The organism is Ciceribacter sp. RN22, from assembly GCF_024054295.1.
GTDB lineage: Bacteria > Pseudomonadota > Alphaproteobacteria > Rhizobiales > Rhizobiaceae > Allorhizobium > Allorhizobium lividum.
In genome coordinates this window covers 452619-465960 of the sequence record NZ_JAMXLD010000001.1, presented here as the reverse complement: position 1 = coordinate 465960, position 13342 = coordinate 452619, and the positions used below count along the sequence as shown (strand labels likewise).

Here is a 13342-nt window from a genome sequence, read left to right as displayed (position 1 = left end):
TTTTACCGAACAAAAATCATTAGCTACCTTTCCACTCAGAGGAGAAAGTCATGGCCTTTGCCGCGATCAACGGAATTACGGTTCACTATGAATTCATCGGCGATCCCGGTGCCAGGCATACCATTGTCTTCTCGAATTCGCTGGGGACCGATTTCCGCATCTGGCTGCCGCTCTTCGATGAACTCGGCGACGATGTCTCCGTGCTCCTCTATGATTCCCGCGGGCACGGACTTACCGGTCTGGGCGCTGCCGGGTTCGTAATGGAGGATCTCGTCGACGATCTTGTCGGCCTCGTGGATCATGTCGGCATCGACAAAGCGGTCTTCTGTGGCCTTTCGGTTGGCGGAATGGTCGTGCAGGGTCTCTGGCGCAAACGACCGGATTTGGTGCGCAAGCTGGTGCTCTGCGACACGGCACCGAAGATTGGCACTGCGGAAGCCTGGGACGGCCGGATAGAAGCGATCCGCAAGAGCGGTCTTGCCGGCATTGCTGACAGCGTCATGGAGCGTTGGTTCACGAGTTCGTTCCATGAGGAGCGGCGGGTGGACCTCGCCGGCTATCGCCTGATGTTGGAGCGACAGTCAGCGGCAGCCTATATCGGCACTTGTGAGGTGATCCGCGATACGGACCTTTCCGCGATCCCCCCGACGATCACCGTTCCGACGCTCTGCGTCGTCGGCGATCGGGACGGGTCCACCCCCCCGGACCTCGTCCGCGGCATGGCCGACATGATCCCTGGTGCCCGCTTCGAAGTCATCGAAGGATGCGGTCACATCCCCTGCGTGGAGCAGCCACAGTGGCTGGCCGCGTTGATCGAACCCTTTGTCAGGAAGGCATGAAAGGACGTTCATGAACGAGGCCGCAGACAAGTCTCCCCGTTATCGCGAGGGCATGGCCACACGCCGGCGCGTGTTGGGAGACGGTTACGTCGACCGGACCGAGGCACAGAGATCCGCCTTCGATGAGCCCTTTCAGGACCTCATTACCGAGGCCGCTTGGGGCCATGTCTGGTCTCGGTCAACCTGGACCAAGCGCGAGCGCTCGATGGTCACCATCGCGCTGCTGGCCGCACTTGGCCACCACGAGGAAGTTGCGTTGCATGTTCGTGCGACCGCCAACACCGGCGCCAGCAGGGAAGACATCATGGAGGCGCTTCTCCATGTGGCGATCTATGCGGGTGTGCCGGCTGCCAATCACGCGATCAAGGTAGCCAAGGCGACGCTGGAGGAGATGGAAATGTCGAACGGTGGGATGGAGGAGAGACGTGAAGAACACCATGCCTGAGACGGGGGCATTCTTTCCCCGCGACCGCGAAATGCATCCGCCGGCCTATGCGCCGTGGTACAAGACCACGGTTCTTCGCTCGCCCCAGCGCGCGCTGATTTCGCTGGAGGGGACGAGGAGCGAGATCACTGGGCCGGTCTTCGGCCATAACATGCTGAACGAGTTCGACAACGATCTCATCCAGAATTATGCGCGCCCCGGCGAAAGTCCGATTGGCCAGCGCATTCTCGTGCATGGGCGAGTGCTCGATGAGCGTGGCAAGGGTGTTGCTGGTGCCTTGGTCGAGTTCTGGCAGGCAAATGCTGGAGGACGGTACCGTCACAAGAAGGAGACCTACCTCGCGGCCCTCGACCCGAACTTCGGTGGTGTCGGGCGCACTATCACCGACGAGGACGGCAACTACTGGTTCAAGACGATCAAGCCGGGCCCGTATCCCTGGCCGAACGGGGTCAACGACTGGCGCCCCGCGCATATCCATTTTTCGATCTTCGGCCACGGCTTCGCCCAGCGCCTGATTACCCAGATGTACTTCGAGGGTGACCCGTTGATCTGGATCTGCCCGATCGTCAAGACGATTCCCGATGAGGAAGCGATCAGGCGTCTGATTGCACCACTCGACCTCAACGCGACGATCCCGATGGACATGCGCGCCTACAAGTTCGACATCGTCCTGCGCGGACGGCGTTCGACGATGTTCGACAATCGCAAGGAGGGCAACTGAGATGGTTCAGCCGCTCGGTTATCTGAAGGAATCACCGTCGCAGACGGCCGGTCCTTACGTACATATCGGTTGCACGCCCAATTTTACCGGCATCGAAGGGGTATTCGAAAAGGACCTCGGTGCCGGTCCGCTCTACAACGAACGCGCAAGGGGCGAACGCATAACAATCCGCGGCCGCGTCATCGACGGATCGGGCACGCCGCTCAAGGACGCGCTCATCGAGATCTGGCAGGCCGATGCCGACGGGCTCTATAACAGCCCTTCGGAAACGCGCGGAAAGGCAGATCCGAACTTTGCCGGCTGGGGCCGCTGTCCGGCCGACATGGAGACTGGCGAGTACATTTTCGAAACGATCAAGCCGGGGCGCGTGCCGTTTCGCGATGGTCGGCTCATGGCTCCCCACATCACCTTCTGGATCGTCGCCCGCGGCATCAATATTGGCCTTCATACGCGCATGTATTTCGCCGACGAAGCGGAAGCGAATGCCGTTGATCCGGTGCTGGTGCGCATCGAGCACAAGGTACGGGTCCCGACGCTGATCGCTGCCCGTGACGGCGACACTTACACCTTTGACATCCATCTCCAGGGCGAAAACGAAACGGTGTTCTTCGACATCTGAACCCGCAAACGTCATTTTCGGCAAGCCGGCACGCGACATCGCCGGTGCTTGCCGGACGGGCCGGAAGGGGCCTTGAAATGAACAAGACAATTGCAGATGTGGCCGAAGCCGTTGCCGAAATCGGTGACGGCGCCACCGTGATGATTGGTGGCTTCGGGGGGTCCGGGGCGCCGATCGAGCTGATCCACGCCCTGATCGACAAGGGGCCGAAGAACCTGACGGTCATAAACAACAATGCCGGCAACGGCCGCATCGGCATTGCGGCCATGATCGATGCGGGCATGGTGCGAAAGATGGTCTGTTCTTTTCCACGCTCGTCCGACCCGCGCGCCTTCACGGAAAAGTATCTCGCCGGCGAGATCGAGCTCGAACTGGTTCCGCAGGGCACGCTTGCCGAGCGTATCCGCGCTGGCGGTGCCGGCATCCCGGCCTTCTATACGCCGACCGCCTACGGTACCGAACTCGCGGAAGGCAAACCCGTCGCTGAATTCGACGGTCGGCACTATGTCCAGGAGCGCTGGCTCAAGGCCGATTTTGCGATCGTCAAGGCCGAACTCGGCGACACCCACGGCAATCTCACCTACAACAAGGCCGGCCGCAACTTCAATCCGCTGATGTGCATGGCGGCAGCGAGAACGATCGCGCAGGTCTCGAGGATCGTGCCCGCCGGAGGCATCGATCCCGAGCATGTCGTGACGCCCGGCATATTCGTGAACGCCCTCGTCGAGGTGGCAAATCCACAGCAGGAAGAAGTGCTCATACGAGCCGGAGTGGCCTACGCATGACGACCGTTGCGCGCGAAGACAAGAAGCTCTCCAACGCCCAGATCGCCTGGCGTGCCGCGCAGGACATCGCCGACGGCGCCTATGTCAATCTCGGGATCGGCTTTCCGGAAATGGTCGCCCGCTATCAGCCGGAGGGCCGAGAAGCCATCTTCCACACGGAAAACGGTATCCTGAATTTCGGTGAGCCGCCACCGGAAGGTGAGGAAGATTGGGACCTCATCAATGCCGGGAAGAAGGCGGTGACGCTGAAGCCCGGAGCATCTTTCTTTCACCATGCCGACAGCTTCGCCATGGTACGTGGCGGACACCTGGATGTCGCCATTCTCGGGGCCTACCAGGTTGCCCAGAATGGCGATCTCGCGAACTGGCGTGTCGGTTCCAAGGGAGTGCCCGCGGTGGGTGGAGCCATGGATCTCGTACACGGAGCGAAGCAGGTCTTTGTGATCACCGAACACGTCACCAAGGATGGTCAGCCGAAACTTGTCGAGCGCTGCACGTTTCCGCTGACCGGTGTTGGATGCATCACCCGTGTCTATACGAGCCATGCAGTCATTGACATTGTCGGCGGCAAGTTCGTGGTGCGGGAAAAGCTGGCGGCCATGACCATGGACGAACTCCAGGCCATGACCGGCGCGAAACTCCATACCGACCGTCCGGTCGCCGACCTTGTCGTGCCGGCACTCTAAGGACTTCATCATGACCGACGCCTTTATCTGCGACTATATCCGGACGCCCATCGGCCGCTTCGGCGGTGCCCTGTCGGCGGTCAGGGCCGATGATCTCGGCGCCGTGCCGCTGAAGGCACTGATGGAGCGCCATGCCTCGGTCGATTGGGAAGCCGTCGATGACGTGATCTTCGGCTGCGCCAATCAGGCCGGCGAGGACAATCGCAACGTGGCGCGCATGTCGCTGCTTCTCGCCGGATTACCGGTGTCGGTCAGCGGCACCACCATCAATCGCCTGTGCGGTTCGGGTATGGACGCGGTCATTACCGCCGCGCGCGCGATCAAATCGGGCGAGGCGGACCTGATGATCGCCGGCGGCGTCGAGAGCATGAGCCGCGCGCCCTTCGTCATGCCAAAGGCGGACACCGCCTTTTCCCGCCATGCGGAGATCTACGACACCACCATCGGCTGGAGGTTCGTCAACCCGCTGATGAAGAGCCGGTATGGTGTCGACTCCATGCCCGAAACGGGTGACAATGTCGCAATCGAGTGCAGCGTTGCACGGGAGGATCAGGATGCCTTCGCGGTCCGCAGCCAGGCAAAGGCGGCGGCTGCCCAGGCGAACGGTCGTCTGTCGAAGGAGATTACGGGCGTGACCGTTCCGCAGCGAAAAGGGGAGGATGTCGTCGTCGATCGCGACGAACATCCGCGCGCCACGAGTCTGGAGGCGCTCGCGCGGCTGAAGCCCGTCAACCAGCTGGATGGGGCCACCGTTACGGCAGGGAATGCCTCGGGCGTCAACGATGGTGCCGCAGCTCTCATCATCGCCTCGGAAGAGGCCGCCCACCGGCATGGTCTGACGCCGGTCGCCCGCATCCTCGGTGGGGCAACGGCCGGCGTGCCTCCGCGGGTCATGGGCATCGGCCCGGCGCCCGCTTCGCAGAAGCTGATGGCTCGTCTCGACATGGATGTTGCGCAGTTCGATGTCATTGAGATCAACGAGGCCTTCGCAAGCCAGTCGCTTGTGACGCTTCGCCAGCTCGGCCTCCCGGATGATGATCCGCGGGTCAACCGCAACGGTGGGGCCATCGCGCTTGGACATCCGCTCGGCATGTCCGGCGCCCGCATCACCGGCACGGGGGCGCTCGAGCTCGCATTGACAGGCGGTCGCTATGCTCTTTCTGCGATGTGCATTGGGGTCGGTCAAGGTATCGCGATCGCCCTGGAACGGGTGTGACCATGCTCACCGGGATCACCTATCTCGACGGCCTGCTCGGTGACGGTGAAATTGCCGGTTTGCTCGGCACTGACGCGGACGTGGGCGCCATGCTGCGCTTCGAGGCGGCGCTTGCGCGGGCTCAGGCGACAGCGGGTATGGTGGACGAGGAAGCCGCGGCGGCCATCGAGTCCGTCTGCGCGCGTTTCGTTCCAGACATGGAAGCGCTGACGAGTGCGACGGCACGCGATGGCGTGGTGGTGCCGGAGTTGGTCCGTCAGCTGCGCCGCGCGGCCGGCGAGCCGCATGGCGGGTTCATCCATCTCGGTGCGACCAGTCAGGATGTCATCGACACCGCCGCGGCCCTGAAGCTCGCCTCCGTTTTTGATGTTTTTGATAGCCGGCTAATAAGTATTCGCTCGCAGTTCGATGTGCTCGAGTCGTGCTTCGGTGGAAATCGGCTCTTGGCGCGGACGCGCATGCAGGTGGCGGTGCCAATTACTGTCGGTGACCGGCTGAGAGCCTGGAAGAGCCCCCTCGGACATCTGGCTGCGGAGTTGCGGCACCAGCGCGAACGTGTCCTGATCCTCACGCTCGCAGGTGCGGCGGGGACGTCGGAGAAATTCGGAGACCGGATCTCCGCGATACGGCAGGCAATGGCCCTCGATCTCGGGCTTTTCGTCCCCGATTACGTGCCGCATACGGACAGGGGCCGGATCGCGGATTTTGCCGGCTTCCTGTCGCGTCTCACCGGCGCCTTCGGCAAGATCGGGCAGGATCTCGCGCTCATGGTCCAGAACGGCATCGACGAGGCGGATATCTCGGGAGGTGGTGGCTCCTCCGCCATGCCGCACAAGCAGAACCCGGTGAGGGCCGAAATACTTGTTGCGCTCGCGCGCTACAATGCAACCTTGCTCGCCGGCGTTCATCACGCGCTTGTCCACGAACAGGAGCGGTCGGGCAGCGCCTGGACGCTGGAATGGCTGCTCATGCCGAAGATGATCGAGGCGGCGGGGCTCTCGCTCGTCCACGGGCAGGACTTGCTTGCGGCGATCGAGCGGCTTGGAGATCCTGACTGAACGTCAGGCGACGCCGGTGCGCTCCGCGAGCAAATTCATGAGTATTCCCGTCAGTTTCTCGCCAGCATCGGCGAGAGCGCCGCTATTGTCGATTGTCACGGTTTGAAAACCCTCGGGAATTGCCAGCGGGCCTCGCTGGAGTCGCTTGCTGACGTCGGCCTCGCCCTCCCTGCCGCGCTGCTGCAGCCGATGTGCCAGGATATCCGCCCTTGCGACGATGTTCGCGACGAGCAGTCGCGGGAAGGCCTCGGCGAAGTCGTCGAGCGCCGAGCGGGAGCCATTGGCGACGACCACATGCCCGAGAGCCAATTCATTTTTGACGGAAGCCGGTATCCCATAGCGGAGACCATGGGCGTCCCAATGAACGGCAAAGCCTCCGTTCTCACGCATGTCCTCGAAGTCCTCCGAGGTGACGGCGAGGTGATCTTCGCCGCCGGCCTCGCTGTCACGTGTGATGAGGCGCCGGACGAAGTGGATGTCCGGTCGCCCCGCAAGACGTCTTTGAGCATATGAGATCAGGCTGTCCTTGCCCGCACCGCTCGGCCCGACGACCGCCACGAACGTCCCGAAAGATTCCGGGAGAGGGGACATCGACGCTCCATTTGTCATCAGGCGACCCGCCGTCCTTCTCGCCAGACCGCACGAACGACCGGCACACCTGCCCGCCGGCGCACCCGGACCAGATCGGCGCGGAGCCCCTCGGCAATGCGACCGCGGTCGGACAGTCCCACCGTCTTGGCGGGTGTCGCCGTCACCATCGCGAGCGCCTGCGGCAGAGAGAGGTTTGGCAGTGCGTCGGCAAGTACGAAAGGAGCGTGCAGCAGGCTGAGCGGCACATAGTCGGAAGACAATACGTCCAGAACGCCGCGTTCGGCAAGATCTCGGGCGGCGATGTTGCCGGAGTGCGATTTGCCGCGCACGATGTTCGGAGCTCCCATCAGCACGCTCATGCCCGCCTTGTGGGAGGCTTCGGCCGCGTCGAAGCTGGTCGGAAACTCTGCAAGCTTGACGCCGTAGCCGATCGCCTCGTCAACGTGGTCGAGCGTTGCGTCGTCGTGGCTCGCGATGGTGATGCCGCGTTCGGTGCAGTTCTTGGCCAGGGCATCGCGGTGTGGGGCAGCATAGCGCGCGGAGGATTCCTGACGGCGCGCGACGAACTGCGCAAAGGCATCTTCCGAGAGGCCGCGCTTTTTCTTGTAGTAGAGCGTGTACTGCTCCATCGTCTGGAACTGGCGCTGCCCAGGCGCATGGTCCATCAATGAGACCAGACGCACGTGCGGGTCGCGCTCGAAATCGGAGAAGTGCTCCAGGACGTCCGGAGCCGAAACCTCGCAGCGCAGATGCAGAAGGTGCTCCGCCCGCAGCCGGTCCTCGCGCCCGGCGGTCTGAATGGCGTCTGCCATCTCGCGCATCTCGCCTTTCATGAAGCCGCCGTCCTCGTCGGAACCCATTCGCAGGCAGTCGAAGACTGTGGTTATGCCGGAGGTCACGACCTGTGCGTCGTGCGCCTGGATCGCCGAAATCTTGTCCCAGCGCACGCCTGGCCGCGGCGAGTAGTGCGCTTCCAGGTGGTCTGTGTGCAGTTCGACCAGACCCGGAATGATGTAGTCGCCTTCCATGTCCTCTCCGACGGTCGACTTGCCTTCCGAGAAGGAGGAGATGCGACCGTCGCGAACGACAAGCGTGCCGGAAATGATATCGTCCTTAAGGACGATGCGGGCATTGGTGAACACGGATTCGATGGTCATCGGTCGGTTGTCCTTTCGATCAGGCGCCGGACAAAGGCAGCCAGGAATGAATGGTGAAGGGAGTCCCGTGCTCTTCTTCGACATAGAGGGCGAGACCGGAAATGCTGAGCGGACGGCCGACGAAGTCGGCGAAGCTGGCATCGAGAAGGCGGCGCACCGCCGCCGCTCGGCGGGGTTCGACAGGTCCGGTCAGTGTCATGTGGAAGCGGAATTCCTCCATGACGTAGGGATAGCCCCATCGGACAAGATTGGAGCGCTGAGCCTCGTTCAAGGCCTCCGGCTTGCGCCGCGCGATATCCGCGTCGTTCAACGGTGCGCGATAGGGCTCGAAGGCGTCGACAACCTCGGCAGCAAATGCCTGCAGCGGCAGGAACGGCTGCTCCGGAACGAGTGCGAAGAAGCGGTCGAGTTGCCCAATCAGAACCGAGGGGACCGTGAAGGCCGGTGCCTTCCTGCAAAAGCGTTCGAACGCATCGATGAGTTCGTCTTCGCTCCGGTCTGCTGCAAGAGAGAAGGGCGCCTTCAACGTTGCGTGGAAACCGTAGCGTCGCGGCTCCGCGGTAAGGTTGACCAGTTCTTCGACATCGAATCCCTCGGCCTCCGTCGTCGGCAGAAGTTCTCCGCTGAACGGATCGCGGCCGAGCCAGCGCGCCGCCGCCAGCGTCAGCGGGTCCCGTTCGGGCGGTGTGAAATAGAGCGCGTAACGCAAAGACTGATTCCTTCGGACTGCTACTGCAGCGAGAGTAAAGCGTGCGCCGTGGCATTTGCGAGGCACCGATGCCGGATGCACAGCAATGGCGAGGTGGCGAGCCTCATGAAGTCGACCGCCTGCCGATGAGACGCGAACGCAGGGCATTCGAGATCGAATCGAAGATGAAGACGACGATGAGGATGAGCAGGACCATGTAGCCGACGTTCTCCCAGTCCTGATTGGTCCGCATCGCCTCCCAGAGCTTCAGGCCGATACCGCCGGCACCGACGGCGCCGATGATCGTGGCTGACCGGGTGTTAGACTCCCAGAAGTAAAGCGCCTGGGAGGCGAAGACCGGCAGAACCTGCGGCAGCACACCGAAGCGTTGAACAGCCAAGGGGCCTGCACCGACGGACTTCACACCTTCGCGCTGTTTGTCGTCGATGTTTTCGAGCGCTTCTGCGTAGAGCTTTCCGAGCGTTCCCGTATCGGTGAAGAAGATCGCGGAAATCCCCGCAAGCGGTCCAGGACCGAATGCACGCGTAAAGAACAGCGCCCAGATGAACATGTCGACCGAGCGCTGGAAATCGAAGAAGCGCTTGGCTGCGTGGTTGACGATGCGGTTGCGCGTGATGTTGCGGGCGGCAACGAACGAGAGCGGAAAGGCAACGATCGTCGCGAAGAGAGTCCCGACAAAGGCCATGACAATTGTCTGCAGCAGCTTGGTCCAGACATCGAGATGCTGCCAGGAGGGATTGTAGAGGAAATTTTCCAGAGCGAGCGAGATATTGCTGCGGTTCGGGTCGAGGCGCTCTCCGAACAGCAGCAGCTGGAAGACTTCTCCCGCCGATTTGCCGAAGAAAGGCGAGTCGATATCGAAGAAGAAGTTTTCCCATCCGAGAAAGCGCTTGTGGATCTTAACCGCATCGTCGCGAATTTCCGCCCAGCCCGAGAAACCGAAGGCGAGAACGATCTTTTCGCCAGGCGCGCGCTGCGTCGCCCAAGCGGGCAAGTCGCGATCAGCTCTCACACCGCCGTTGCTGCTGAGCGTGATGTCAAGCTTTTCATTTCCGCGATGGACCTCGACATGTTCTGGCACGACGTCGATCCAGTCGGTCGAGTTCATGGACACGACCGCATGGGTAACCACCTCTTCGGTACGTGTTTCTGTTCGAGCCTCGGCAATCTCCTGCTGCTTGCCTGCATTGCTTGGAGCGACGAAGCTGAATGAAGATTTCGGCTTGGCTTGCATCGCCGTCGCCGGAATTTCCACCGTGCGCGTAATCGTTTCGCGCTCAGCCTCGAGCCACTCGGGCTGGGGGTTGGGGCCGATCGGATCGTAGCGTGAGAACTCGATCTGCATTGTCCCGTCCGCACGAACCACTATGTCCGGCCGGACCTCATAGGATATCCAGTCGGCGAGATAGGTGGCGGCGATGCCCCAGTTGGCAGTGCCGAGCACCTGACCGATGGCGAAGAACCACCAGCAGAACACGAAGTAGAGGGCGATGGCTCCTCCGATCACTGCGAAGCGGAAACGTGACCAGAAAGACGGCAAGAGGAGTTGTGGATGACGAGCAGCGACGGCTTCGAGTTCGGAGACATTCATCGTTTTCACGGTTCGCTCCTATATCACTGCCTGGAAGGCCTGATCGCCGACGAGCCTGCGGCGCAGCCAGGCCGAAAGCTGGTCGACTGCAATAATCGTCGCGAAGAGCAGGAGAACGATTGCCAGCGTCTTCGCCTCGTGACCGCGGCTGATCGAAAGACGCAGCTGTTCCCCGATGCCGCCGCCGCCGACGGCGCCGATGATCGTGGAGGCGCGCACGTTGATTTCGAAGCGCAGCAGGAAATAGCTGACGAAATTCGGCATGACCTGTGGCACCATGCCGAACCAGGCGCGTTCCAGCCACGATGCACCGACCGCCCTCAGCCCCTCGTCCGGTTTCATGTCCGCGTTCTCGATCACTTCGAAGAAGAGCTTGCCGAGCGCGCCGACCGTGTGGATCGAAACCGCGATGATCGCCGGAATCGGACCGAGCGAGAGGATAGCCAGGAAGAAGCCGGCGAGAACGATCTCGGGAAAGGCGCGCAGCAGTTCCATGAAACGCCGCACGGGAACGCGGGCCCAAGAATTGGGCGTCATATTCTTTGCCGCAAGAAACGACAACAGGAAGCCGAAGCCGAACCCGATGATCGTCGACAGCAACGCGATATTCAGCGTTTCCGTCATCTTGTAGACGTACTCGGGTATGTAGAGGCTGTCGGTGACGTAGAAACGGCCTTCAAGATAGTCGTATTTGAGGCTCCCGTCGAAATAGGGGGAGGGCAGGTCGAGGAGTGCGCGCCAGACTTCGACGCCGTCGCGAGGCATCAGGTCGCCGACGAAGTCGAAGAGATGCGGCAGCCGGTCGAAGAACTTGCCCGAATTGGTTTCGTTGGCAAACCAGAGCGAACCCGTCAGCGCCAGGGCGAGCACCGTGAACGAGAGCATCGTGTAGAAACGACGGCCTCTGGCAAGATCTTGCCAATGGTTCTCGATGAGCGCGCCCTTCTCGCTGAGCGCGGGTTTGTAGGTGAAGGAACTCATGGCAGGCGGTCCGCTTTTGATCACGTCGTCGCGGCGGCGACGTGCATTCAACAAGAGCCGCCGGATGCCTCACGCACCCGGCGGCCTTTTTCGGTATCAGGATATCAGCCGCCGATGGTTGCCTTGCGGGCGTCGATGATCGGCTTGTAGAAGTCGACATTGACCTCGGCGAAGCCGGCGTAGTCACCACCCTGGATGGCAGCGAAGCAAGCCGGGTCAGACTTCGGTAGGCCCATCATGAAGTTTTTGAATTTGGTCTTCATGTCGTCGTTCATGGACGAACGCACAACGATCGGACCGTTCGGGATCAGCGGCGATTCCCACAGCTGAACGAGGTCGTCCATGTTCAGGATGCCCTTGTCGACCATCTTGCGCAGATTGCCCGAGGTGTAACCGTCCTTGAATTCGCCGACGCCCGAGGCCCAGGTGGTGCCGGCGTCGAAGGTGCCCTTGAGCACTTCGAGAACGAGGTTTTCGTGTCCGCCGCCGAAGCCGGTTTCAGCGAAGAATTCCTTGACAGGGGCGCCGATAGCCTCCGGCAGGGTAACGGTCGGAACCAGGTAGCCAGACGTTGAATCCGGATCGGCGAAGCCGAGCTTCTTGCCCTTCATGTCCCCAAGCTTGGTGATGCCGCTGTCCTTGCGGGCAACCATGACCGAGTGATAGCCCATCGAGCCGTCGGTCTGAACGGTGGTGAGGATCGGTTCAACAGCCTTTGCGTCGGCAAGGTATACCTTGGCATAGCCGGCAGAGCCGAGCTCTGCGTAGTCGAGGGTGCCGCCGAGCAGACCCTGGATTACGCCATCATAGTCAGCGGCCGGGAACAGCGCGACCTTTTCGACGCCGATGGCGGCCGGCAGCTTGTCGACCATGCACTGGAAATTGCGCAGGCGGTCGGCTTCGTTTTCGCCACCGAGGATGCCGATTCGGAATTCCTTGAGGTCTTCCGCAGCAGCTGCACCGGCCACGGCGACGAGCGCGACGGCGGCAAGAAGGGTCTTCTTCAACATGGGTCTCTCCTGTTTCTCCGGTACTCGGATAGGGTGGTGGAAGTAACTCTTGTGCGGACGATCTGGGGCCGCTCAGGCATCGGCGGCGGCAAGGGGGCGAAATCCTGCAGCCGGCAGGACATCGGTCATCGCCTTCGGACGCTTGATCTCGATGCTCGTCGACGTCACACCCTCGTCGACACCGCTGCCGTCCCGGTTCGAACCATAGATCTGCCGTATGGTGTCCGCCGTCAGAGCCTCCGGCCGGCCGTCGAAGACCACCGATCCGTGTGCCATGCCGACGATCCTGTCGCAGTACGTACGGGCCGTATCGAGCGTATGTAGATTCGTGATGACCGTAATGCCTTCCCGGACATTGATGTCGCGCAACGCGTCCATGACGATCTTGGCGTTCAGGGGGTCCAGCGAGGCGATCGGTTCGTCGGCGAGCACCATCTTCGGTCTTTGCATCAAAGCTCGCGCTATCGCGACGCGCTGCTGCTGGCCGCCGGAAAGCGTGCCGGCCGGCTGCAGTGCCGTCTGCTCGATACCGAGCCTTTCGAGGGCGGCAATCGCCATGATCCGTTCCTCGCGTGTGAAATAGTTGAGAATGCTCAGCGCGGTGGAACGGTGGTTCAGCCGACCGAGCAGAACGTTGGTCAGGACGTCCAGCCGAGGCACAAGGTTGAACTGCTGGAAGATCATCGCACAGTCGCGCTGCCAGTTGCGTAGTGTCCGCCCCCGCAGTGACGAGACCTCCGCGTCACCGAAGTGGATGGACCCGGAGGAGGGGTCGACGAGGCGGTTGATCATCCGCAGCAGCGTCGATTTGCCGGCGCCGGAGCGACCGATTACCCCCACCATCTGTCCCTGCGGGATATCGAGACTGACGGCATTGACCGCAACATTATCCCCGAAGCGGCGGGTGAGGTTCTTCAGCTCAAATCTCATCTTG

15 protein-coding genes are annotated in these 13342 nt (G+C 61.8%); 8 read left to right on the top strand and 7 right to left on the bottom strand.

Annotation, left to right across the window (positions count from 1 at the left end; all coding sequences use genetic code 11):
• The first annotated feature begins 50 nt into the window (after nucleotides 1–50).
• The 8 genes from pcaD (at nucleotide 51) to NHF53_RS02335 (ending at nucleotide 6369) form a co-directional block, all read left to right on the top strand.
• Nucleotides 51–839 (top strand): 3-oxoadipate enol-lactonase, encoded by a 789-nt coding sequence (gene pcaD / locus NHF53_RS02370; protein WP_252832945.1) that lies wholly within the window; start codon nucleotides 51–53, stop codon nucleotides 837–839.
• Between the two features lie 10 nt (nucleotides 840–849).
• A complete protein-coding gene (pcaC, locus tag NHF53_RS02365; RefSeq protein WP_252832944.1) occupies nucleotides 850–1284 on the top strand; it encodes a 4-carboxymuconolactone decarboxylase in 435 nt (144 codons plus the stop codon).
• Entirely contained in the window at nucleotides 1265–2005 is a 741-nt protein-coding gene (gene pcaH / locus NHF53_RS02360) for a protocatechuate 3,4-dioxygenase subunit beta (protein WP_374590991.1), read from the top strand. Before pcaC ends, pcaH begins: the two co-directional genes overlap by 20 nt.
• A gap of 1 nt (nucleotide 2006) precedes the next feature.
• A complete protein-coding gene (gene pcaG, locus NHF53_RS02355; RefSeq protein ID WP_252832943.1) occupies nucleotides 2007–2624 on the top strand; it encodes a protocatechuate 3,4-dioxygenase subunit alpha in 618 nt (205 codons plus the stop codon).
• A 77-nt stretch (nucleotides 2625–2701) separates the two neighbouring features.
• Complete coding sequence (locus tag NHF53_RS02350; RefSeq protein WP_252832942.1) at nucleotides 2702–3409, top strand: 3-oxoacid CoA-transferase subunit A; 708 nt, start codon at nucleotides 2702–2704, stop codon at nucleotides 3407–3409.
• Nucleotides 3406–4095, top strand: a complete 690-nt coding sequence (locus NHF53_RS02345) for a CoA transferase subunit B (RefSeq protein ID WP_252832941.1) — start codon at nucleotides 3406–3408, stop codon at nucleotides 4093–4095. The genes NHF53_RS02350 and NHF53_RS02345 overlap by 4 nt, the downstream gene beginning before the upstream one ends.
• 10 nt (nucleotides 4096–4105) lie before the next feature.
• Nucleotides 4106–5311 carry a 3-oxoadipyl-CoA thiolase gene (gene pcaF / locus NHF53_RS02340; RefSeq protein WP_252832940.1) on the top strand — a complete coding sequence of 402 codons (1206 nt, stop codon included), beginning with the start codon at nucleotides 4106–4108 and terminating at the stop codon, nucleotides 5309–5311.
• A gap of 2 nt (nucleotides 5312–5313) precedes the next feature.
• Nucleotides 5314–6369 carry a 3-carboxy-cis,cis-muconate cycloisomerase gene (locus tag NHF53_RS02335; protein ID WP_252834887.1) on the top strand — a complete coding sequence of 352 codons (1056 nt, stop codon included), beginning with the start codon at nucleotides 5314–5316 and terminating at the stop codon, nucleotides 6367–6369.
• 3 nt (nucleotides 6370–6372) lie between these two features.
• On the opposite strand, the gene phnN is transcribed toward NHF53_RS02335, so the two are convergent.
• The 7 genes from phnN to phnC form a co-directional block, all read right to left on the bottom strand.
• Nucleotides 6373–6960, bottom strand: coding sequence for a phosphonate metabolism protein/1,5-bisphosphokinase (PRPP-forming) PhnN (gene phnN, locus NHF53_RS02330; RefSeq protein ID WP_252832939.1), 588 nt, complete (start codon nucleotides 6958–6960; stop codon nucleotides 6373–6375).
• A gap of 17 nt (nucleotides 6961–6977) precedes the next feature.
• Nucleotides 6978–8117, bottom strand: coding sequence for an alpha-D-ribose 1-methylphosphonate 5-triphosphate diphosphatase (locus NHF53_RS02325; protein WP_252832938.1), 1140 nt, complete (start codon nucleotides 8115–8117; stop codon nucleotides 6978–6980).
• 19 nt (nucleotides 8118–8136) lie between these two features.
• On the bottom strand, nucleotides 8137–8826 hold the full coding sequence (locus tag NHF53_RS02320; RefSeq protein WP_252832937.1) for a DUF1045 domain-containing protein: 690 nt from the start codon (nucleotides 8824–8826) through the stop codon (nucleotides 8137–8139).
• Nucleotides 8827–8929: 103 nt separating this feature from the next.
• Nucleotides 8930–10417 carry a phosphonate ABC transporter, permease protein PhnE gene (gene phnE / locus NHF53_RS02315; protein ID WP_252834886.1) on the bottom strand — a complete coding sequence of 496 codons (1488 nt, stop codon included), beginning with the start codon at nucleotides 10415–10417 and terminating at the stop codon, nucleotides 8930–8932.
• An 18-nt stretch (nucleotides 10418–10435) separates the two neighbouring features.
• Nucleotides 10436–11398, bottom strand: a complete 963-nt coding sequence (gene phnE / locus NHF53_RS02310; protein WP_252832936.1) for a phosphonate ABC transporter, permease protein PhnE — start codon at nucleotides 11396–11398, stop codon at nucleotides 10436–10438.
• 104 nt (nucleotides 11399–11502) lie between these two features.
• Entirely contained in the window at nucleotides 11503–12408 is a 906-nt protein-coding gene (gene phnD, locus NHF53_RS02305) for a phosphonate ABC transporter substrate-binding protein (RefSeq protein ID WP_252832935.1), read from the bottom strand.
• 72 nt (nucleotides 12409–12480) lie between these two features.
• The gene (phnC, locus tag NHF53_RS02300; RefSeq protein WP_114363779.1) at nucleotides 12481–13338 is read right to left on the bottom strand and encodes a phosphonate ABC transporter ATP-binding protein; all 858 of its coding nucleotides are present in this window, start codon (nucleotides 13336–13338) and stop codon (nucleotides 12481–12483) included.
• Between the last annotated feature and the right edge of the window lie 4 nt (nucleotides 13339–13342).

Excerpts from the sequence above, each read along its gene's own strand:
- phnE (WP_252834886.1), bottom strand. The coding sequence starts at position 10,417 with ATGAATGTCTCCGAACTCGAAGCCGTCGCTGCTCGTCATCCACAACTC.
- pcaC (WP_252832944.1), top strand. The coding sequence starts at position 850 with ATGAACGAGGCCGCAGACAAGTCTCCCCGTTATCGCGAGGGCATGGCC.
- phnC (WP_114363779.1), bottom strand. The coding sequence starts at position 13,338 with ATGAGATTTGAGCTGAAGAACCTCACCCGCCGCTTCGGGGATAATGTT.
- NHF53_RS02325 (WP_252832938.1), bottom strand. The coding sequence starts at position 8,117 with ATGACCATCGAATCCGTGTTCACCAATGCCCGCATCGTCCTTAAGGAC.
- pcaF (WP_252832940.1), top strand. The coding sequence starts at position 4,106 with ATGACCGACGCCTTTATCTGCGACTATATCCGGACGCCCATCGGCCGC.
- phnN (WP_252832939.1), bottom strand. The coding sequence starts at position 6,960 with ATGTCCCCTCTCCCGGAATCTTTCGGGACGTTCGTGGCGGTCGTCGGG.
- NHF53_RS02350 (WP_252832942.1), top strand. The coding sequence starts at position 2,702 with ATGAACAAGACAATTGCAGATGTGGCCGAAGCCGTTGCCGAAATCGGT.
- pcaD (WP_252832945.1), top strand. The coding sequence starts at position 51 with ATGGCCTTTGCCGCGATCAACGGAATTACGGTTCACTATGAATTCATC.
- phnD (WP_252832935.1), bottom strand. The coding sequence starts at position 12,408 with ATGTTGAAGAAGACCCTTCTTGCCGCCGTCGCGCTCGTCGCCGTGGCC.
- pcaG (WP_252832943.1), top strand. The coding sequence starts at position 2,007 with ATGGTTCAGCCGCTCGGTTATCTGAAGGAATCACCGTCGCAGACGGCC.
- phnE (WP_252832936.1), bottom strand. The coding sequence starts at position 11,398 with ATGAGTTCCTTCACCTACAAACCCGCGCTCAGCGAGAAGGGCGCGCTC.
- NHF53_RS02345 (WP_252832941.1), top strand. The coding sequence starts at position 3,406 with ATGACGACCGTTGCGCGCGAAGACAAGAAGCTCTCCAACGCCCAGATC.
- NHF53_RS02335 (WP_252834887.1), top strand. The coding sequence starts at position 5,314 with ATGCTCACCGGGATCACCTATCTCGACGGCCTGCTCGGTGACGGTGAA.